Origin of the sequence: Sporosarcina sp. OR05 (assembly GCF_041414805.1) — a bacterium.
Taxonomy (GTDB): domain Bacteria; phylum Bacillota; class Bacilli; order Bacillales_A; family Planococcaceae; genus Sporosarcina; species Sporosarcina saromensis.
In genome coordinates this window covers 68,903-88,593 of the sequence record NZ_JANKJL010000014.1, presented here as the reverse complement: position 1 = coordinate 88,593, position 19,691 = coordinate 68,903, and the positions used below count along the sequence as shown (strand labels likewise).

Sequence of the window (19,691 nt, the reverse complement as noted above, 5' to 3'; positions counted from 1 at the left end):
TTTGGCTAGTCGATACGCAGCGCATTGCGTTGTCAGCTTCAGTCGATCCGTCAGTCACGTACTAAAGTACGCTCCTTCCTTCTCTCCTTCGCTTCCTAGCACTGCACTACGTCTCGACCGCCAAAATGTCTTCTATAATAGAAAACACAAGAGAAACTTGAATAAGCTCTAGTTTCTTGCTGGCATCATTTAAGATGTCAATTTTGAATCCGAAGATTCGAGTTGTTCGTCCACCGACAAGTCGGCTTCAGAACTTTATTTGTTGACGTTTTGCTGTTCAGTTTTCAAGGTTCATGTTTGGTCACTTCGTTCAGAAGCAACTTTTATATAATAGCATGTCGCATCATTCGATGTCAACAACTTTTCTAAAAAACTTTTTCGCCCACTTGCTAAGTAAGTAACTTCCCAAGCGACGTTTATTATAGTAGCATGGAGTTCATTTAGAAGTCAACACCAAAAATAAAAAAAGGCGAATAAATCGCCTAACCCCCTATACAATCACTACTTCACCGTATATTCTCGGTGAAACACATACTCGTTTTTAGAATCACTTTGCACGATTTGAATAAATCCCTTATCAATTAGAAACTCAATTAGCACTTCGAGATTAGTGGAATACATTTGTAGTTCCTCATGTTCGTGTAGCTGCTGAATGGTCCATCTATCCATTTCAGACATGACGTCCATAATATGCCTAGCACCATCCAACGTTCGGTTATGGATGAAGAACTCACTTGCTAGGAATAATAGTTCCAGTCTTTTTTGAATCGGTTCGTCGCTCATGATCAACTCTTCATATAATTTATAAATCGCAGGATCAATTCGCTTCACTTGGGACCAGACAGTCACCTCTGGAGAAAAACCTTTCTCAATAACCGTTAACCGCGCAAGGTGATGCAATGATTGAATGGCATGTTGATAAGCATCCATGTAATTTTGTTGCTCAAAAAACATCTTTCCTTCCATATAGACACGCACTAAACGAGAAAGTTCAAGTCCCATTTTAATTTTACGGCCATAGAAAGGATACTCTTTCAACTCTTTTTTGAGACCTTCTACAAATTCATTGCGATCAAAGAAAATCTTTCCGTAAAACAACCAATCTACGACTTTTCTTCTTGTCCCTAAAAGCAACCATCTTCTCAACTGCTTTTCACTGATGACGTGCATCGCAGCTTTTCCTGTACCATCTGTATAATGCTTCGTATATATAGGTGTTTCTTCATTAGATGTAATGATTAACATAATTTCATCGAACGTATCAGTAATCGGATCGCCCGCGCCTCTCTTTTCTACGAGAATAACGCCAAGCGTTTCAGGAGAACTTGCACGTTCCTGATAGATCGGTCTAAGCACTTGTTCCATAGTAAACACCTCCATAGTATTCTTTTCGACGGTCTTTCATGAAAATCCTTCTAGGTATATTTCAAAAATAGGATGTGACTTGTTTTTTTATGCTATATTAGTTGAGGAGCCTATACACGGTCCTTTTCGCACTGTGGAAGGCAATCGTACCTACGACCATCACTATTTACGAAGGAGGATTATTCGTGAAACCTTATAAAAATAAAATTAACCGCATCCGTTCTTTTGCGCTATCCCTTATTTTCATCGGCGTTGTCATTATGTATCTCGGCATATTCTTCCGAAGCAACGAAATCATTATGCTGATTTTTATGGTTCTTGGACTACTTGCTATTTTAGGGAGCACCGTCGTATATGCATGGATTGGTACTTTATCGACAAAAGCCGTTCAAATCGTATGCCCAAATTGCGGGAAAGCGACAAAGATGCTAGGCAGAGTCGATATGTGCGGTCATTGTAGAGAGCCGCTTACACTAGATCCATCTTTAGAAGGTAAAGAGTTTGATGAATCATACAACCGACCTAATCGTCAAAACGAGCAAACGGATAAGAAATAAGAAAAAACCGGTTCCCGATTAAATGCGGAACCGGTTTTCTTATTTTACTTCCATAGCACTTGATGCACATTCAGGACACGTTCCATATACTTCGAGTCGATGCGAGTTGACTTGGAATCCTGTCACATGAGAAGCCAAATGTTCCACTTCTTCAAGCCCCGGGTGATGAAAGTCAACGATTTTGCCGCATCCATCACAAATGATATGGTAGTGATCGTGGGTGACAAAATCGAATCGGCTTGAGGCATCTCCGTATGTGAGCTCTTTTACTAATCCCGCATTGCGGAAAACACGTAAATTATTGTAGACAGTGGCAACACTCATGTTCGGAAAATCATTCTCGAGTGCTCTATATATTTCATCAGCGGTTGGATGCATTTCAGAAGAAATCAGGTACTCTAAAATTGCATGTCTTTGCGGTGTAATACGTACTCCGCTTTCCTTTAATGTGACAAGCGCGTCTTTAAGATAGACCTCAGACATCGCCAACACTCCATTCCATAAGGATTACTTCTTTATAATCATTATAATTAGTTTACTGAAGAAGTGGCGTAGTTGTCAATCAAGAAGCTGAGGAGCAGCCGCACTCTCTCGTACTAGTAGCCTCTTTTTGGTTCAATGATGTTGAGTAAATCCCTATCTCCTTGTTGCCATTTTACTAAGTTCCGTGTGAAGAACTCCAATGCCCGCTCTACATATTTACCAGAGTGACTGGATACGTGTGGTGAAATCGTGACATTGTCTAATTCCCACAGCTTACTTTCTGCCGGCAACGGTTCTTGTTCAAATACATCCAACACTGCGTGGCGAATTTCACCATTCCGCAATGCATCTACTAGTACGGACTCTTTAACAAGATCTCCACGACCGAAGTTCATGAACATTGCCGTGTTTTTCATTGCAGAGAAATGACTTTCATTCAATAAACCTCTTGTTTCGCTCGTGCTTGGCAAGACTGAAATTACAAAGTCTGCATGCGGAAGGACGTTCAACAGCTCATTGAATTGAACCGTCTTATCCATGAAATCAGCACTTGCCCCCGACCGGTTACAACCGATTGTTACTACGCCGAACGCTTGCAACAACCTTCCGATTTCAGAACCGATTGCTCCTGGTCCTAAAATCAGTGCGGTAGAACCAAGCAATTCCGTTTGTCGGACTTTCATGTTCCACTCTTTCCGTTTTTGTTGTGCATGTAGCACGGGCAATGCACGACCTTCTGATAATATGTGCGCTAATACGGATTCCGCCATCGGTGTTTTATGAATCCCACGAACGTTACTCATCACGATTCCGCGCTCAGCAATTTCAGCAAGCGGCATTTTTTCCACACCTGCCGATGCAACCATTAGCCATTTAAGTGCTGTTGCGCTGTCAAGCACTTCAGATGTAATGTCCTCTCCATATGTAACAATGACTTCATACTGGGCAATCGGTTCATTCGCCAAATCTTTCGTAAAGGAAAATTGTATGTCAGGAAAATCATTTGTCAAAGCTTCTAATTGATGATCCTTAATCTTAAATGTGAATAAAACGTTCATATGCCATTCCCCCATTACCCTTTTGTCAATTGTTCCAACGTCGCCAAAGCATCTTGAATATGCCCATCCACTTTCACTTTACGCCATTCTTTCACAACCGTCCCTGTAGGATCAATTAAGAATGTTGATCGCTCAATTCCCATGTACTCCTTGCCAAACATTTTCTTCATCTTCCAAACACCATAGGCTTCAGCTACTTCATGGTCTTCATCGACGAGTAGCGAGAATGGCAAGCCTTGTTTTTCAATGAACCGTTGATGGGACTTCTCATTGTCTGGACTGACACCTAAAATGACCGCATTTAATTCGGTAAAGTTTTGAAAAGCATCTCTAAAATCACAAGCTTGTGTCGTACAACCCGGCGTTGCATCTTTCGGATAGAAATAAAGAATGACGTATTTCTTCCCTTGGTAATCGTTTAATGAAACGGTTTCCCCTTTTTCATTTGGCAATGAAAATTGAGGTGCGTGTAATCCTTCTAGTTTCTCCATGCAGATTCCTCCCACAATCGTTTCTTTCATCGTACCGAACTACGGTGGGAGTTTCAATTTCTTTGGCGTACGAGCACTTTTTTGTTTAGAATAGATACGGTACTCATTTGAACGGAGGAATTAAAATGATTAGAACAAAGTCAGAAGAAATCTACAAAGAAGCATGTGAACATATCGTAGGAGGCGTCAATAGCCCTTCACGTGGATATAAAGCCGTCGGTGGCGGTGCGCCAACTGTAATGGAACGTGCAGAAGGTGCTTATTTTTGGGATGTCGATGGGAATAAATATATCGACTACCTCGGTGCATATGGCCCCATCATTACGGGGCATGCACATCCCCATATTGCAGAAGCAATTACAAAAGCGGCAACTACAGGTGTTTTGTATGGTACACCTACTGCGCATGAAGTGAAGTTTGCGAAGATGTTGAAAGAAGCAATCCCTTCCATGGATAAAGTCCGTTTCGTTAATTCAGGAACAGAAGCAGTCATGACGACAATCCGCGTAGCTCGAGCTTATACAGGAAGAACGAAAATCATGAAATTTGCAGGTTGTTACCACGGACATTCCGATTTAGTGCTTGTCGCAGCCGGTTCAGGCCCTGCTACGTTAGGGACACCTGATTCTGCAGGCGTTCCTGCATCCATTGCGCAAGAAGTGATTACGATCCCATTCAATGATCCAGCAGCCTATAAAGAAGCGATGGACAAATGGGGTGACGAATTAGCTTGTATATTAGTCGAACCGATTGTGGGGAACTTTGGAATCGTTGAACCGAACGAAGGCTTTTTACCACTTGTGCATGACCTTGCGAAAGAGAAGGGCGCACTTATCATTTACGATGAAGTCATCACGGCATTCCGTTTCCATTATGGAGCAGCTCAAACGCTTCTCGGAACAACACCTGACTTAACAGCATTTGGAAAAATCATCGGCGGTGGACTTCCAATTGGCGCTTACGGTGGCAGAAAAGAAATTATGGAAACTGTCGCGCCGTTAGGACCCGCATACCAAGCTGGAACAATGGCAGGAAATCCTGCATCGATGCTTTCTGGAATCGCTTGTTTAGAAGTGTTGCAACAACCGGGTATCTATGAAGAGATGGACCGTCTTGGCGCCATGCTAGAAGAAGGCATTTTAGAATCTGCGAAGAAAAACGGCATTACGATGACTGTCAATCGACTTGGCGGAGCCCTTACACTCTACTTCACGGACTGCAAAGTTGAGAACTATGAGCAAGCCGAGGAGAGCGATGGAGAGATTTTCGGGAAGTTCTTCAAGTTGATGTTAGAGAAAGGCATAAACCTTGCCCCTTCCAAATACGAAGCGTGGTTCTTAACAATTGCGCATAAAGAGGAAGACGTCATTCATACATTAGAGGCAGTCGACCGTTCATTTCAAGAACTTGCACAGCTCTTGAACAGTTGACCAGCTCGCCGAGATACGGTACAGTAGCGGAAAAAGCATGTTTGTGTATATTGAAAAACCGTTTGTGGAAAGGAAAATCCTATGAAACTTGGTGCCCGCATCTTTAAAACGGGTATAGCGATTGTTGTCGCATTGTTTGTAGCAGAAATGCTGCAGTTACCAAATGCCGTGTTTGCTGGCATTGCCGCCATCTTTGCAATCCAACCAACCTTATATCGTTCGTATTTAACAATTATTGAACAAATTCAAGGGAATCTGATCGGTGCCATCACAGCTGTCACATTCGTGTTAGTGTTCGGCCATCAAATTGTAACTGTCGGTCTAGCAGCTGTTATTATCATTTTGATAATGTTGAAGTTAGGGTTAGAAAAGTCGATTTCTCTGGCACTTGTAACTATGATTGCCATTATGGAAATTAAAGGAGATGAATTCCTCTCCTTCGCCCTGCTTCGGTTAGTAACCATTGTGATAGGTGTCCTTTCAGCCTTCATCGTCAACTTGCTATTTGTGCCACCTAAATATGAAACAAAATTGTTTCAGGCCATCCACCAAGCACAAGATGAAATCATCAGGTGGATTCGGTTAGCTGGCAGACAGGCATCTGAACATATTGCCACAAAGAAATCTTTAGATAAATTGAGTGAGCGTTTGACACAAGTCGACCTGTTGTACTCATTATTCAAAGAAGAGCGTAGTTACTTTAAGAAAAACACGGTGGCAAAAGCAAGGAAACTGGTCATTTACAGACAAATGATTGCAACTTCCAAAAGCAGTCACGAAGTGCTATCACGACTCCATAAATTCGAGAATGAACTGAGCAGTTTACCAGAGCATTTCAGGATGATGATACAAGAACGCCTCGATGCCTTACTTACTTATCACGAGCAAATCCATCTGAAGTTCGTTGGAAAACTGAAGTCGGATAAAATGATTGACAAGATGAGTGGAGAATTCATTCAACGACAAGAAGTAATGGACATTTTCGCAAAGGAAATCGCGATTACGAAAGAGGAAGAGGAATTTTCCGCCTATCACTTGCTCCATGTCCTTTCTTCCATATTAAACTACGAAGAGCAGCTGGAGCATTTAGACCGGCTCATTATTTCAAGCCAACGTCGTCATGGACACGAAGTGAGTACGGAATTGCAGGATGAGATTTATTAATGAGTCGAACACATTCAATTGAAAAACCGCGTGAAGTCCAATGAGTATGGGCTTCACGCGGTTTTTCTTATATATTTGCTGTCCAATGACTTAATTTTTCATTTTGGGATCCAATGCATCTCGCAAACCATCCCCCATCAGGTTGAAGCCTAAAACGGTCAGCATAATTGAAAGTCCAGGGAAGATCATTGTCCATGGGGCGGATTGCAAATAGGATTTGGAATCTGCCAACATTTTTCCCCATTCAGGTTGAGGGGCTTGTGCACCCAACCCTAAAAACCCTAATGCTGCCGCTTCCAAAATAGCTGTTGCAACCGCAAGTGTCCCTTGTACAATGACAGGGGCCATCGAGTTCGGAAGGATATGCGAAAACAGGATTCTTGCATCCTTCATACCTATCCCTTTGGCGGCCATAATGTATTCATCTTCCTTAATACTTAATACTTTCGAGCGAATCAACCGTCCAAAGTTCGGTATATTAATAATCGCAATAGCAATCAAGGCATTTTCCAAACCAGGTCCTAATACCGAAACGATGGCAATGGCAAGAAGGATGGATGGAAATGCAAGCATAATATCAAATATCCTCGAAATAATCGTATCAATCCACCGACCGTAATAACCCGCAATGATTCCTAAAAAACTACCGACAATGACCGATAGAATGACCGATAAAAAGCCTACTGACATTGAAATTCGCGCTCCATGGATAATACGCGATAAAATATCTCTTCCAAAATCGTCTGTGCCGAGCCAATATTCTGCTGAAGGGGGTTGTAGACGGTCAGCTGCCATTTGCTCATTGATACCTTCTTTGGCAAAAATCGGCCCGAATAGAGCTAAAGCTATAAAAAAGAGTATAATGACCATTCCAATAACTGCCGTTTTACTTTTTCTGAAGTTACGCCATGCTTCTCCCCAAGGTCCTACTGTTTTTTCTAATTCAGCATCTGCAATCCCATCTACTTTAGGCATAAACTCTGACATGTTTACCGTCCCCTTTCTTTAATCATATTTAATCCTCGAATCAATCAAACTATAAAGGAGATCGACGATTAGATTAATCATGACAAAAATGAAAGCGACTACTAATATGCCAGATTGTATGACAGGATAGTCCCTAAAATTGATTGCATCGTAAATATAACGACCGATACCAGGCCATGCAAAAATTGTTTCCGTCAAAATCGCTCCACCGAGTAACAACCCTGTTTGCAATCCGATAATTGTCAACACAGGGATCAATGCATTTTTAAACGCATGTTTGTAAACAACCCAAAACATTTTCTGCCCTTTCGCTCTTGCCGTTCGAATATAATCGGAACGCATCACTTCCAACATGCTTGAACGTGTCATTCTCGCAATGATTGCCATCGGGATTGTCGCTAACGCCATCCCTGGTAAGATGAGGTGACGAAGGACTTGTAACAACTGGTCGAACCGTCCTTGAATAATTGTATCCACAATATACAGATGAGTGATTGCATTGACTGGATCGCGAACTTGTTCGCGACCGGTCGTCGGAAGCCAACTAAACTCAATTGCAAACGCCCATTGACCAAGTAACCCAAGCCAAAAAATTGGCATGGAAACACCGACAAGCGCTAACACCATTGCAATGTAATCGAACCAAGAATTTTGGAACCAAGCTGAAATGACTCCAGCATTAATCCCAACAATAATAGCAATAAGCATTGCAAAAAAAGCGAGTTCAATCGTTGCCGCAAGATGTGGCCATATTTCATCGGCTACGGGCAAACGCGTTCGCATCGACTCGCCTAGATCCCCCTGCAAAATACCACCCAGATATTTGAAGAATTGAATATACCAAGGCTGGTCCAATCCTAGTTTTGCATTCATAGCCGCAACCGCCTCAGGTGTCGCTTGTTGGCCTAATATTACTTGTGCAGGATTTCCAGGAATTGCACGGATCATCATAAATACGATAAATACCATACCAAGCAATACGGGTATGAGTTGCAACAACCTTCTTCCTATGTAACTCAGCATGCTTTTCACCTCACAGAGTCTCGTTCATTCGATGCCTGCTCGTGTTTCTTGCCAATAGGAATTATCTAAAACAAGGGGAAATCAATGACCTCCCCTTGTACTTTTATAAAACCTTACTTCGTCAGCTCTACCTTTGATAAGATGTCTGATCCTGTCGGGTGTGGTTTGAACCCTTTCAATCCTTTAGCTGCTGCTAGCAAAGGTGTAGAGTGAGCAATTGGAACCCATGGTGCTTCTTCATGGATAATTTCTTGTGCACTCTTATAAAGTTCAATCCGCTTGTTTTCATCCACTTCTGTTTGTGCTTCAATGAGCAAATCATGCATATCCGTATTTTTAAAGTACGTGTAGTTATTGCTGCCGATATTGTCTTCATCAAGAAGGACATAGAGGAAGTTATCAGCATCTCCGTTATCCCCAGTCCAACCTAGCATGAAAGCATCCGCTTCTCCTTTACTCGCCTTATCAAGATACGTTGGCCATTCGTAAGAAACAATTTTTGCTTTCACGCCAATATCCGCCAAGTTACTTTGAATGACTTCAGCCACTTTAGCGCCATCTGGCATATACGGGCGTGGAACTGGCATTGCCCAAAGTTCCATTTCAAACCCGTCAGGATAACCTGCTTGCGCAAGTAACTCTTTCGCCTTTTCTGGATTGTATTCGTATGGTTCTATGTCTTCGTTATAACCCGAAATAGAAGGTGGCATCGGATTTTTCGCGATGTTTGCACGCCCCTCGAAGAATGAATTAATAATTGTTTCTTTATCAATTGCATAGTTCATCGCTTGGCGTACTTCCTTCTTATCAAACGGTGGTCGCGTAACTGTTAACCCTAGATAACCGACATTCATGGACGGTCTTTCAATCAATTGCAGTTCTTCATTTTGTTCAATCTTCTCACCATCTGCCGGGTTAATGCCGTCCGCAATATCAATTTCACCTGTCATTAATGCATTAAGACGTGTCGAGTTATCAGGAATTGATTTGAAAATGACTTTATTTAACTTCGGTAAACCTTCTTGCCAATACTCATCAAATTTCTCAATTGTAATCGTTTCGTTCGGTCTCCACTCAACAAATTTAAATGGCCCTGTTCCAACTGGATTTCTTTCGAATTGATCGTCACCCTTTTCAAACGCATCTGGACTTGCAATGGCAAACATACTCATTGCAATGTTTTTCAAAAATGGTGCTTGCGGTCTCTTCAACGTGATGACGACCTTATAATCTCCATCGGCCGTCACCGACTCGATGACATGACCTTCATCCCCTTTAAAACCACCAAACATGGAATTATAATATGGGAATTTATCCGCATCTCCATTCGCCCATCGTTCAAAGTTTTTCACAACGGCATCTGCATTGAAATCTGTGCCGTCATGAAATTTCACGCCTTCTTCCAATGTGAATGTATACGTCAATCCATCATCTGTCTTCCATTCTTTCGCCAAACCTGGCTGGATTGTTGTATCGTCTTCTCCAAAGTTCAATAACGTTTCAAAAATATTGACCGTCACCTTAAAGGTTTCTCCTTCAGTTACACGCGACGGATCCAGGGAAGTTGAATCCCCACCACGGCCAAACACTAATGTATCCTCTTGACTTCCGCTACTTTGCGATCCGCCTTCGTTACAAGCAACAAGTACAGTAGACAGTACTAGTAATAATACGAACGCAACAGACCACATTCTCGTTTTCCTCATAGAGACCCCTCCAATTGTTTTATATCATTGTCGACTTGCTGCTCATAAAGATGGCAAGCGACAGAATGACCATCGAGTTGTTCTTGGAGCTGTGGAGCTACCTTTGTGCAAATCTCCATCTTATATGGACAACGTGTGTGGAATGCACATCCAGTTGGTGGTTCCGCCGGATTCGGGATATCTCCTTCTATGATGAGTTGTTCTTTTGAATAGTTCGGATCAGGTATCGGCACAGCTGATAATAACGCTTGAGTATAGGGGTGCAGCGGTTTTTCATACAGACTTTCACTCGTCGCGAGTTCCACGATTCTCCCTAAATACATAACACCTACACGATCACTAATATGACGGACGACACCTAAATCATGTGCAATGAAGATGTACGTAAGGTTAAATTCTTTTTGAAGATCTTGCATGAGATTCAGTACTTGCGCTTGAATCGACACATCTAAGGCGGATACGGGCTCATCTGCAATAATTAACTTTGGATTCGTCATAAGAGCCCGTGCAATCCCAATACGCTGTCGCTGTCCTCCACTAAATTGATGAGGATAACGTTTTGCATGAAATGGATGCAAACCGACGATTTCCAAAAAACGATGGACCTTCTGCTTTCTTTCCTTCGTATCCAAATCAGTATGAACAAGTAACGGTTCCTCTAAGATCTTTCCAATTGTATGCCGTGGATTCAACGAGGCATACGGATCTTGAAACACCATCTGAATATCCCGACGTACTTTTCTCATCTCTTCGTCACTTAGCGATGTAAGTGTCTTCCCGTTAAATTCTATTACGCCACTCGTTGGTTCCAATAGCCGCATGAGTACACGGCCAGTTGTCGATTTTCCACAGCCACTCTCCCCAACAATTCCAAGTGTTTCCCCTTCATTTACATGAAATGTGATATCATCGACCGCTTTCACATAACCAACTGTCTTGCCAAACATCCCTTTCTTAACAGGAAAGTGTTTCTTTAAGTTTTTAACGTTCAACAAAGGCGTTGTCTCCAACTCGCTCCACCCCCTCTGTTGCATATAAAAAACAACGTGTTTGATGCTGTTCGGAAGTTTGGATCAGTTCAGGATCCTCTACTTGACAACGTTCGAATGCAAACGCACATCGAGCTGCAAACCGGCATCCTTTCGTTATCGAACCTGGTTTAGGGACATTCCCTGGAATCGAATAGAGTCGTTCTTTTTTAAACCGCATATCCGGCACAGACTGGATAAGCCCTTTTGTATATGGATGTTGAGGATCTTCAAACAGTTGTTTCGTCGGTGCTTCTTCAATGACTTGCCCTGCATACATGACGATAACCCGCTCACATACATCTGCTACAACGCCTAAGTCATGTGTGATTAACAAGATGGCAGTCCCGAGTCGTTCATTCAAAGACTTCATTAGTTTTAAGATTTGCGCTTGGATTGTTACATCAAGCGCAGTAGTCGGTTCATCCGCAATAAGTATTTTCGGATCGCACACCAATGCCATTGCAATCATAACGCGTTGTCGCATGCCACCTGATAATTGATGGGGATAATCACTTAATAACTCTTCCGCTCTTGGTAAACCGACTAGTTTCAGCATTTCAATTGCCCGCGCTTTGGTTTGCTTTTTGGACCAGCTCTTTTCATGTATCCGAATGGCTTCAATCATTTGGTTACCGATTGTAAACAGTGGATTTAAAGATGTCATCGGTTCTTGAAAAATCATCGCAATCTCATTGCCTCGTATTTGTCGCATCTCTTTCTCAGACAAAAGGGTCAAATCGCGATTTTTATACAAAACTTCGCCACCGACAATTTTTCCAGGAGGCGAGGGAACGAGCCCCATGACAGATAATGACGTGACACTTTTTCCACATCCCGACTCGCCTACAATTCCTAAAATCTCTCCGTCTTGCAGATGAAAATGGATGTGATCCACTGCTGGAATCTCTCCTGAATCTGTAAAAAATGTCGTTTGTAAATCGTTCACCTCTAACACACGATTCGGTCCACTCATTAAGCATCACCTTTTCCTATGGCATATTTAACGGAAACATCTGATTATACCTATTATACTTTCAATTCAATAAAATTCAATACTAGATTTCCAGCTACGATCAAAAACAGTGGGGCATATACATCCCACCGAGTACGTGTGTTGATTTCTCATTCTTTTACAACCACCGTTTACAAATCCCTTTCCATCAATAAAAAACCGTATAAAACCAAATACTCGCGGTTTCATACGGTTCTACTATTTCTCATGAACGGCAGCGATCAGCACATGCCGCTCACTATATCTTCAAATCCCTTGCACCTGATACAAATCGTAGTAAATGCCTTTCTTCTCCATTAACGATTGATGTGTGCCCATTTCCTTTAACGTACCATGATCAATGACGAGAATTTTATCGGCATGGGTAATGGTTGACAAACGATGGGCAACGATGAATGTCGTCCGATCACTGGCAAGTCGTTCAAGTGAATCTTGAATGAGTGCTTCACTTTCTAAATCCAATGCAGAAGTCGCTTCATCCAAAATGAGCAAAGGTGGATTTTTTAAAAATACGCGTGCAATGGCGATACGTTGTTTTTGACCTCCCGATAATTTCACACCTCGTTCGCCAACTTTTGTCTCATACCCGTCCGGCAATGATTCGATAAAGTCATGCGCGTTCGCCGCTTTAGCTGCAGCAATCACGTCTTCTTCCGTCGCATCAGGATTGCCCATTCGTATATTGCTTTTAACGGAATCACTAAATAAGATGCTATCTTGTAGCACTAGCCCAATCTGATCGCGCAACGTTTTCAGTTGCACATCGCGAACATCATGCCCGTCAATTCGGATTGCGCCTGATGTGACATCGTAAAAACGGGGAATGAGGCTGACGATCGTTGACTTGCCACCACCACTCATCCCGACAAGCGCAACCGTTTCTCCTGGCTTGACATTAAATGAAACGTTTTTCAACACATGCTCATCTTTTTCTTCATACGTAAAGCTCACATTATCAAACGAAATTTCTCCACTGATCTCCGGCAATTTATTTGCCCCTGTTTTATCTCGAATATCATACGGTTCTTCCATCAATTCAAATACCCGATCCATCGACGCAAAAGACTGTGTAAGTGTGGTAGACGCATTCACCAATCGTCGGAGCGGATTATAGAGTCGATCAATATAAGCAATGAACGCAACCATTACCCCAACAGACAAATCACCATTAATTACTTGATACCCTGCATAGGCGATGACAAGTAAAGGCGCGACATCTGTAATTGTATTCACGACGGCAAACGCTTTCGCATTCCAACGTGTATGGTCTATTGCCTTGTCCAGGAATTCACCATTCGTTTCGTCAAATCGCCGTTGTTCTCTGTCTTCCAATGCGAAGCTTTTTATGACGCTAATGCCAGAAATTCGCTCGTGTAGGTAACTCTGCACATTCGCAAGAGCTTGCGATCGTTTTCTCGTCAAATCGCGTAATTTCCCAAAGAAATGCTTCACACTATACGCGTAAAACGGAAACGCCAGCAACGTCACAAGTGTTAGCGGGACATCCATCGATAGCATAATCGCTATAGCAATCAGAATAGTCGCTACGTCTAACCAAACATTCATTAAACCGATCACAACAAAGTTCTTCGTCTGCTCCACATCATTAATGACGCGCGAGATGACTTCACCCGCTCGTGTATTGGAATAATAACGTAGGCCAAGCCTTTGCAGATGATGAAACAAGTTTTCACGAATGTCAAAAAGAATTTTATTGCTTACATATTGCGCAAAATATTGGCGGTAATATTCAACGGGCGGTCGAATGATGAAAAACAATAACGCCGTCCCGCCTAACCAATAAAATAATTGACGCGTCTTTTCCACATCCGATAAGCCCGGTCCATTAATGATATCGTCAATGACAATTTTTATAAGATAGGGAATGAATAATGGGATTGCAAATTTGACGACACCTATTAAAACCGTTAACACGATTAGCCAGTTATATGGCTTTACAAACTTCATATACCTTTTCATACTGTCACCCATGTACATCCTCCTACAGCTCATCCAATGAATAAAAGCCTCCCTGCGTTTATGCAGACAGGCCGTTATTGGTTGCTTTTCTTCACTTGTTTATAAAACTGATAACGCGATGTCCATACTTCAATGAAGTCAGGCGCAAACGGACCTTTCCGTTGTTTAATCCACAACAGTAACTTATCGAGGTTGCGACGTAAAATCTGATCGATCACTTCTGGATAATTCATCTTCCGCTTATGCTCAGCATACTCATCTTCATCCAGTATTAAATAACTCATATCCGGAAACACTTTTACATCCAAATCATAATCGATATACTTCAATGAATGATGGTCATAGACAAACGGTGAACTCATATTGACGTAATAATATACGCCGTCTTCCCGCAGCATACAAATGATGTTGAACCAATGTTCAGCATGGAAATAACAGATGGAAGGCTCTCTCGTCAGCCACGTCCGCCCGTCTGCTTCGGTGACAAGCGTGCGTTCATTCGCACCGATGACAATATTACGCGTGCCCTTTAAAACCGTCGTTTCCTGCCAAACCCTATGGATGTTCCCATCATGCTTATAACTGTGTACTTGTATCGTTTCCCCTTCTTTAGGTATTGTCATTTTCGAAAACCACCTTTATGTTCGACCCCATTACTATTTCTATAGTATACCAACCGAACAAACAAATAGAAAACGAAAGCCCTTCCTGTCAATCCTTACATAATGTTACCCCAAATTATGTATAACCAATCAAAAAACCGGCAGCGTTTTAAGCTGCCGGCCGGTGATAATTATCCATTACTTCGACTGATCTTCGTAACTGTTCGCACGAGCACCAGAAGCGTTACGCTTGTTTTGCTCTGCTTTCATGTTTTGTTGCTTTACATGATTCACATCTGTTTCCATCCCAAACTCTTCTTGCATGTTTTGTTGGTTAAACTGACCTTGGTTTTGTGTTTGGTTTTGGTTACGATTTTTCTTTGTCAATGGATATTCACCTCCGTAACCAATATGATGTCCAACGGCCGATTTATTATCCTTAGGAATTTTTTTCTTTTTCGTTAACTGCTTGCCATATTTTAATGACAGGAACTGCTTTCGGTAGTGCTTCGACTTCTTCTGTCGAAAAAAACTGGAATCCTTCAGGTGCAACATCATCAGTGACAACGAGATGACTCGTTATGTCCCACGTTAAATGGGAAAAGATATGCTTAAAATGCAGTAACGGCGTAGGCTGCTCGACTTGCATTTTGTATTGTTGCTGCATGAGCTGTTCAATTGCTTGGGATGGATAATTTTCAACCAACGGAAATTCCCACATATTCGCCAACAAACCTGTCGCAGGTCTTTGCCTTAACAACCATTTGCCATCTAAGTTTCGAATGACCACCATCAGGACGGGTATGGTTTTCATTTTCACTTTTTTAGATTTTATCGGTAGCTCCTGCTGCCGTCCCTCATGGAAAGCACCACAAAATTCACGGACCGGACAAAGCAGGCATTTCGGATTTGGCGTACAAATCGTTGCACCTAACTCCATAACTGCCTGGTTAAATGAAGATGGATCTTCTTTATCAATTAGGTGCATGACAACTTCTTCAAAAATCTTTTTATTCCGCGGGATAGCAATATCTTCATCAATGAGCAGTAAACGCGACATGACACGCATGACATTTCCATCCACCGCATGCTCTGGTATTCCATAAGCAATACTTAACACAGCACCAGCCGTGTATGGTCCAACACCTTTTAACTGTGAAATTTCTTTACGGGTTTTTGGAATTTGACTATTGTACTGCGTTACGACTTCCTTCACACCCGCTTGCAAATTCCTTACACGCGAATAATAGCCAAGACCTTCCCACATTTTCAATACGTCTGCTTCATCCGCTTCCGCCAAATGAGCAAGCGTGGGAAACTTTTTGATGAAACGTTCATAATACGGAATGACGGTATCGACACGGGTCTGCTGTAACATCACTTCGGACACCCAAATATAATAAGGATTTGTCGTTCGTCTCCACGGTAAATCGCGCTTTTCCCTCAAATACCATTGGATCAATGCTGATTGAAATTCTCTTTTTTGTTCAATTAATTGCATGAAGACCTCCGCACTGCATATGCTTTTCGTTAATGAAATGAAATTGTAAAAACTGAATGTTTTTTGTTCAACGATAAAAGGGTATATACTAATGAAAGAACCGATGCATATTCACACAAGGAGTGATCACTTGGATACAGGCACACATATTGTCATGGGCGGCGCGATATGCGGACTCGCAATGGCGGACCCAGTCGTTGCCACAGATTCTGTAACGATGACTGCCGTGTTTATCGGCGTTGTATCCGGCTCTTTAATACCAGACGTCGATACTGTCCTTAAATTGAGAAATAACGCAGTCTATATACGTAATCATCGAGGCATTACGCATTCAATACCCGCGGTTCTATTATGGCCACTCGTTCTGTCAATTTTACTATCGTTCATGTTCCCTGCTTCAGCCTTTTTCCACGTCTGGGCATGGACATTTCTAGCTGTGTTCTTGCACGTCTTCGTTGATATCTTTAATGCGTATGGCACACAAGCGTTACGACCTTTTTCGAATAAATGGGTAGCGATTGGGGTCATTAATACATTCGATCCCATTATCTTTGCATTACATGTCATCGCCCTTGCCTTCTGGCTATTCGGTACAGAACCTGTTCCAACATTCATCGTATTATATTGCGTCGTATTCGTTTACTACCTACTCCGCTTTGCTGTTAAAGCGGCCGTGAAGAAAGCAGTTATGAATACGGTGCCAGATGCCGACCACATTTTCATTGCACCTACCATGAACTTCTTTCAATGGAGAGTGGCCGCGACAAATAAGGATTGTCATTTTGTTGGACGCGCATATGGACGGTCCGTCAATATCTACGATCGATTTGAACGGGAAAAAATGCCGAAGTCCCCTTACATCGATGCAGCCATGCAAGATAAAAACATCGAGGCGTTCGTTTCTTTTTCACCGATTTATCGATGGTCAGTCGCTCATGTTAACGACTTATATGAAGTTCGACTAATTGACCTCCGCTACCGAAGCAAAGATTATTACCCTTTTGTAGCAGTCGCCCATATTAATGAAGACATGGAAGTTGTCAACTCCTATACAGGATGGATTTTCTCCGAAGATAAATTACGGAAGAAGTTAAATTTCATCCCGAACTCTTAATAACCAAGAGCTTGTCCCCGGTCGAGTAAGGGACAAGCTCTTATCACTTACCACTTTTCACAGATTCGAGCATCGCAATCGGCAAGGCTTCCGTTGCCCGCTCACCACCGAGACGATACCCCCAAGCAAAACGCCCTTTTAGATAATCGACATAGAAAAACACACCCTCATCGCCGTCAATTCGGTAAATTTCACCCGGAACGATTGTTGCAGGGTCGATCATGTACGACTTCGCCATTAACGCTTTACGTTGGTAAACGGCAAATTCATTGATCATTCCCATCTGTTCCGCTTTGCGCGCTTTCTCCATCAGGCGTCCGATTTCTGACCGTAATTCGTGCTCATTCATTTCACTATATTTCTTTTCAGTTTCCATTTTCCTCATTCTCCTTCATTTCAATGAAACGGTCAATTTTCTCAAGGGGGATGCCCTTTTGATACATCGATTGCTTCACTCGATTCCTTAAATCATAACCTGAATACTTTGCTGCATAACGTCGCCAAGCCTTTTCACCAACTGACGTACAAATAGCATCCCATTCATCTTCTTCACGTTCAAAGTCAATGGACTCCAACACATCACTAATAAGACCAAATGAAAAACCTTTTCGCGCTAAAGCATTTTGGATTTTCTGTTTCAATTGTGCTGGGGGAATCGTTCGGTTAGACGTTGCCGCTTTTTTAGCAAGCTTTTGTGCAATCGCAAATTGCTCCTCTTCCGGATACGCTTGAAGCACTTCTTCTTGTAGCTCCTTCGTGACTCCCTTTTTGTGCAACTCTTGCTTAATCGCCTTCGGTCCTTTACTCGATGCATTTTTTTGCGTTCGCACAAATGCTTCAGAGAATGCTGCATCATCAAGAAAGCCTAGTCTTCTTAACTTCACAATCGCTTCTAGGATGACCGCTTCGCCAAATTCAAGATCCAGCAATTTTTTCTTCACTTCGAATTCTGTCCGCATTCTAAAGGATAGGAAATGCAACGCTTTGTTAAACGCCTTTTCGATTTCATCTTCATATGTAATTTCGTCCATTGCCCAATCATCCAACTGCATCCCTTTTGTGAGACCAAACTTTACTAAGATGGATTCATGGACACTGAACGCATATTTTTCATCTATGAATAGATTATAACGTTCGCTATCACGTTTTTGTTGTGTTATTTTCGTAAGTATAGGCAAACCGGCTCGACCTCCCTTTCCTATCAGTATACATGTTCTATTCCGGAAGGTCAGCTTGCGAGGTTACAAGACTAACGGAGGTGTTCAAGTTGAAAGTTGTCATTGCAGGCGGTACAGGTTTCATTGGACAAAAAATCACATCGTTACTAAAGGAGAAAGGTCATGACATTGTGATTCTGACTCGTTCTAAACGACCGAACGAAAAAAACATCGAATATGTGCAATGGTTAACGGACGGATCCAAACCCGAAGAAGAGATTCTTTCAGCAGATGCATTCATAAACTTAGCAGGCGTATCCATTAACGATGGGCGCTGGACTCCAGACCACCAACAGCAAATCTACGACAGTCGGATGGTTGCGACGGACGAACTGATCCGCATTATTTCGGCATTGCAAAGTAAACCTACTATCTTTTTAAATGCAAGTGCAATCGGCATATATCCAGCTTCTGAAACGACTATCTACAGTGAAGCATCGCGCGACGTCGCTGATGACTTTCTTGGTAAGACCGTCCATGACTGGGAGCAAAAAGCAGCTACATTGCAAGCGCAAGGTATACGAACAGCAATCATGCGGTTTGGCGTCGTTCTCGGAAAAGATGAAGGCGCACTACCGCTCATGAGTATGCCCTATAAGCTATTCGTCGGTGGAAAAGTCGGTTCCGGTCGACAATGGGTTTCATGGGTGCATGTCCAAGATGTAGCGAACGCAGCTGTTTTTTTGTTAGAGCATGCAAGTGCCCAAGGCGTATTTAATATTACCGCACCTTTCCCATTGCGAATGAATGATTTCGGCAAGACAATCGGCAATGTTCTTCATCGGCCACATTGGTTACCTGCTCCTGCCTTTCTTATGAAGAGCGCGCTTGGTCAAAAGAGTGCACTAGTCCTGGAAGGCCAATATGTTTCGTCTGAAAAGATTGTAACAGCAGGGTTCGATTTTGAGTTTCCTGTTTTGGCGGACGCACTGAACGATCTGCTTAAATAAGGTATACTTTCCATCGTTGC

General features: G+C 42.4%; 20 protein-coding genes. 5 read left to right on the top strand and 15 right to left on the bottom strand.

Annotated elements, in window-relative coordinates; genetic code table 11:
* Positions 1-501 precede the first annotated feature (501 nt).
* Entirely contained in the window at positions 502-1,365 is an 864-nt protein-coding gene (locus NRI27_RS15890; RefSeq protein WP_317945732.1) for a nucleotidyltransferase-like protein, read from the bottom strand.
* Positions 1,366-1,550: 185 nt separating this feature from the next.
* Between NRI27_RS15890 and NRI27_RS15885 the strand changes: the two genes are divergently transcribed.
* Positions 1,551-1,922 (top strand): YgzB family protein, encoded by a 372-nt coding sequence (locus tag NRI27_RS15885; RefSeq protein WP_317945734.1) that lies wholly within the window; start codon positions 1,551-1,553, stop codon positions 1,920-1,922.
* A gap of 39 nt (positions 1,923-1,961) precedes the next feature.
* On the opposite strand, the gene perR is transcribed toward NRI27_RS15885, so the two are convergent.
* The 3 genes from perR to bcp all read right to left on the bottom strand — a co-directional run bounded on the left by perR (position 1,962) and on the right by bcp (position 3,954).
* A complete protein-coding gene (perR, locus tag NRI27_RS15880) occupies positions 1,962-2,405 on the bottom strand; it encodes a peroxide-responsive transcriptional repressor PerR (protein WP_317945736.1) in 444 nt (147 codons plus the stop codon).
* A gap of 113 nt (positions 2,406-2,518) precedes the next feature.
* Positions 2,519-3,463 carry a D-2-hydroxyacid dehydrogenase gene (locus NRI27_RS15875; RefSeq protein WP_371391590.1) on the bottom strand — a complete coding sequence of 315 codons (945 nt, stop codon included), beginning with the start codon at positions 3,461-3,463 and terminating at the stop codon, positions 2,519-2,521.
* Between the two features lie 14 nt (positions 3,464-3,477).
* Entirely contained in the window at positions 3,478-3,954 is a 477-nt protein-coding gene (bcp, locus tag NRI27_RS15870) for a thioredoxin-dependent thiol peroxidase (RefSeq protein ID WP_371391589.1), read from the bottom strand.
* Between the two features lie 125 nt (positions 3,955-4,079).
* Here bcp and NRI27_RS15865 point away from each other — a divergent pair, with 125 nt between their 5' ends.
* Positions 4,080-5,384, top strand: coding sequence for a glutamate-1-semialdehyde 2,1-aminomutase (locus NRI27_RS15865; RefSeq protein ID WP_317945742.1), 1,305 nt, complete (start codon positions 4,080-4,082; stop codon positions 5,382-5,384).
* A gap of 81 nt (positions 5,385-5,465) precedes the next feature.
* Positions 5,466-6,548, top strand: a complete 1,083-nt coding sequence (locus tag NRI27_RS15860; protein ID WP_317945744.1) for an FUSC family protein — start codon at positions 5,466-5,468, stop codon at positions 6,546-6,548.
* 90 nt (positions 6,549-6,638) lie between these two features.
* On the opposite strand, the gene nikC is transcribed toward NRI27_RS15860, so the two are convergent.
* The 9 genes from nikC to mutY form a co-directional block, all read right to left on the bottom strand.
* The gene (gene nikC, locus NRI27_RS15855; protein WP_371391588.1) at positions 6,639-7,535 is read right to left on the bottom strand and encodes a nickel transporter permease; all 897 of its coding nucleotides are present in this window, start codon (positions 7,533-7,535) and stop codon (positions 6,639-6,641) included.
* 18 nt (positions 7,536-7,553) lie between these two features.
* The gene (locus NRI27_RS15850) at positions 7,554-8,558 is read right to left on the bottom strand and encodes an ABC transporter permease (protein ID WP_317945747.1); all 1,005 of its coding nucleotides are present in this window, start codon (positions 8,556-8,558) and stop codon (positions 7,554-7,556) included.
* 113 nt (positions 8,559-8,671) lie between these two features.
* Positions 8,672-10,264 carry an ABC transporter substrate-binding protein gene (locus tag NRI27_RS15845; protein WP_371391587.1) on the bottom strand — a complete coding sequence of 531 codons (1,593 nt, stop codon included), beginning with the start codon at positions 10,262-10,264 and terminating at the stop codon, positions 8,672-8,674.
* Positions 10,261-11,274, bottom strand: a complete 1,014-nt coding sequence (locus NRI27_RS15840) for an ABC transporter ATP-binding protein (RefSeq protein WP_371391586.1) — start codon at positions 11,272-11,274, stop codon at positions 10,261-10,263. The genes NRI27_RS15845 and NRI27_RS15840 overlap by 4 nt, the downstream gene beginning before the upstream one ends.
* The gene (locus tag NRI27_RS15835; RefSeq protein WP_317945751.1) at positions 11,246-12,268 is read right to left on the bottom strand and encodes an ABC transporter ATP-binding protein; all 1,023 of its coding nucleotides are present in this window, start codon (positions 12,266-12,268) and stop codon (positions 11,246-11,248) included. Before NRI27_RS15835 ends, NRI27_RS15840 begins: the two co-directional genes overlap by 29 nt.
* Before the next feature lie 285 nt (positions 12,269-12,553).
* The gene (locus NRI27_RS15830; RefSeq protein WP_371391585.1) at positions 12,554-14,299 is read right to left on the bottom strand and encodes an ABC transporter ATP-binding protein; all 1,746 of its coding nucleotides are present in this window, start codon (positions 14,297-14,299) and stop codon (positions 12,554-12,556) included.
* A 62-nt stretch (positions 14,300-14,361) separates the two neighbouring features.
* Positions 14,362-14,910 (bottom strand): nucleoside tri-diphosphate phosphatase, encoded by a 549-nt coding sequence (ntdP, locus tag NRI27_RS15825; RefSeq protein ID WP_317945755.1) that lies wholly within the window; start codon positions 14,908-14,910, stop codon positions 14,362-14,364.
* Between the two features lie 177 nt (positions 14,911-15,087).
* Positions 15,088-15,276, bottom strand: coding sequence for a gamma-type small acid-soluble spore protein (locus tag NRI27_RS15820; protein WP_317945756.1), 189 nt, complete (start codon positions 15,274-15,276; stop codon positions 15,088-15,090).
* Positions 15,277-15,328: 52 nt separating this feature from the next.
* Positions 15,329-16,390: an A/G-specific adenine glycosylase gene (mutY, locus tag NRI27_RS15815; RefSeq protein WP_317945758.1), complete on the bottom strand. Its 1,062-nt coding sequence runs from the start codon at positions 16,388-16,390 to the stop codon at positions 15,329-15,331.
* Between the two features lie 130 nt (positions 16,391-16,520).
* On the opposite strand from mutY, the gene NRI27_RS15810 reads away from it, so the two are divergent.
* Positions 16,521-17,504, top strand: a complete 984-nt coding sequence (locus tag NRI27_RS15810) for a metal-dependent hydrolase (protein WP_317945844.1) — start codon at positions 16,521-16,523, stop codon at positions 17,502-17,504.
* 43 nt (positions 17,505-17,547) lie between these two features.
* Here NRI27_RS15810 and NRI27_RS15805 read toward each other — a convergent pair whose 3' ends face one another.
* Positions 17,548-17,880 (bottom strand): YfhH family protein, encoded by a 333-nt coding sequence (locus NRI27_RS15805; RefSeq protein WP_371391584.1) that lies wholly within the window; start codon positions 17,878-17,880, stop codon positions 17,548-17,550.
* Positions 17,870-18,682 carry a recombination regulator RecX gene (gene recX / locus NRI27_RS15800; protein ID WP_371391583.1) on the bottom strand — a complete coding sequence of 271 codons (813 nt, stop codon included), beginning with the start codon at positions 18,680-18,682 and terminating at the stop codon, positions 17,870-17,872. Before recX ends, NRI27_RS15805 begins: the two co-directional genes overlap by 11 nt.
* A gap of 89 nt (positions 18,683-18,771) precedes the next feature.
* On the opposite strand from recX, the gene NRI27_RS15795 reads away from it, so the two are divergent.
* Positions 18,772-19,671 (top strand): TIGR01777 family oxidoreductase, encoded by a 900-nt coding sequence (locus tag NRI27_RS15795; protein ID WP_371391582.1) that lies wholly within the window; start codon positions 18,772-18,774, stop codon positions 19,669-19,671.
* The last annotated feature ends 20 nt before the right edge of the window (positions 19,672-19,691 follow it).

Bases quoted from the DNA above. Each gene is read 5' to 3' on its own strand.
- NRI27_RS15890 (WP_317945732.1), bottom strand. From the start codon at position 1,365: ATGGAACAAGTGCTTAGACCGATCTATCAGGAACGTGCAAGTTCTCCT.
- perR (WP_317945736.1), bottom strand. From the start codon at position 2,405: ATGTCTGAGGTCTATCTTAAAGACGCGCTTGTCACATTAAAGGAAAGC.
- NRI27_RS15875 (WP_371391590.1), bottom strand. From the start codon at position 3,463: ATGAACGTTTTATTCACATTTAAGATTAAGGATCATCAATTAGAAGCT.
- bcp (WP_371391589.1), bottom strand. From the start codon at position 3,954: ATGGAGAAACTAGAAGGATTACACGCACCTCAATTTTCATTGCCAAAT.
- NRI27_RS15865 (WP_317945742.1), top strand. From the start codon at position 4,080: ATGATTAGAACAAAGTCAGAAGAAATCTACAAAGAAGCATGTGAACAT.
- NRI27_RS15860 (WP_317945744.1), top strand. From the start codon at position 5,466: ATGAAACTTGGTGCCCGCATCTTTAAAACGGGTATAGCGATTGTTGTC.
- nikC (WP_371391588.1), bottom strand. From the start codon at position 7,535: ATGTCAGAGTTTATGCCTAAAGTAGATGGGATTGCAGATGCTGAATTA.
- NRI27_RS15850 (WP_317945747.1), bottom strand. From the start codon at position 8,558: ATGCTGAGTTACATAGGAAGAAGGTTGTTGCAACTCATACCCGTATTG.
- NRI27_RS15845 (WP_371391587.1), bottom strand. From the start codon at position 10,264: ATGAGGAAAACGAGAATGTGGTCTGTTGCGTTCGTATTATTACTAGTA.
- NRI27_RS15835 (WP_317945751.1), bottom strand. From the start codon at position 12,268: ATGAGTGGACCGAATCGTGTGTTAGAGGTGAACGATTTACAAACGACA.
- NRI27_RS15830 (WP_371391585.1), bottom strand. From the start codon at position 14,299: ATGGGTGACAGTATGAAAAGGTATATGAAGTTTGTAAAGCCATATAAC.
- ntdP (WP_317945755.1), bottom strand. From the start codon at position 14,910: ATGACAATACCTAAAGAAGGGGAAACGATACAAGTACACAGTTATAAG.
- mutY (WP_317945758.1), bottom strand. From the start codon at position 16,390: ATGCAATTAATTGAACAAAAAAGAGAATTTCAATCAGCATTGATCCAA.
- NRI27_RS15805 (WP_371391584.1), bottom strand. From the start codon at position 17,880: ATGGAAACTGAAAAGAAATATAGTGAAATGAATGAGCACGAATTACGG.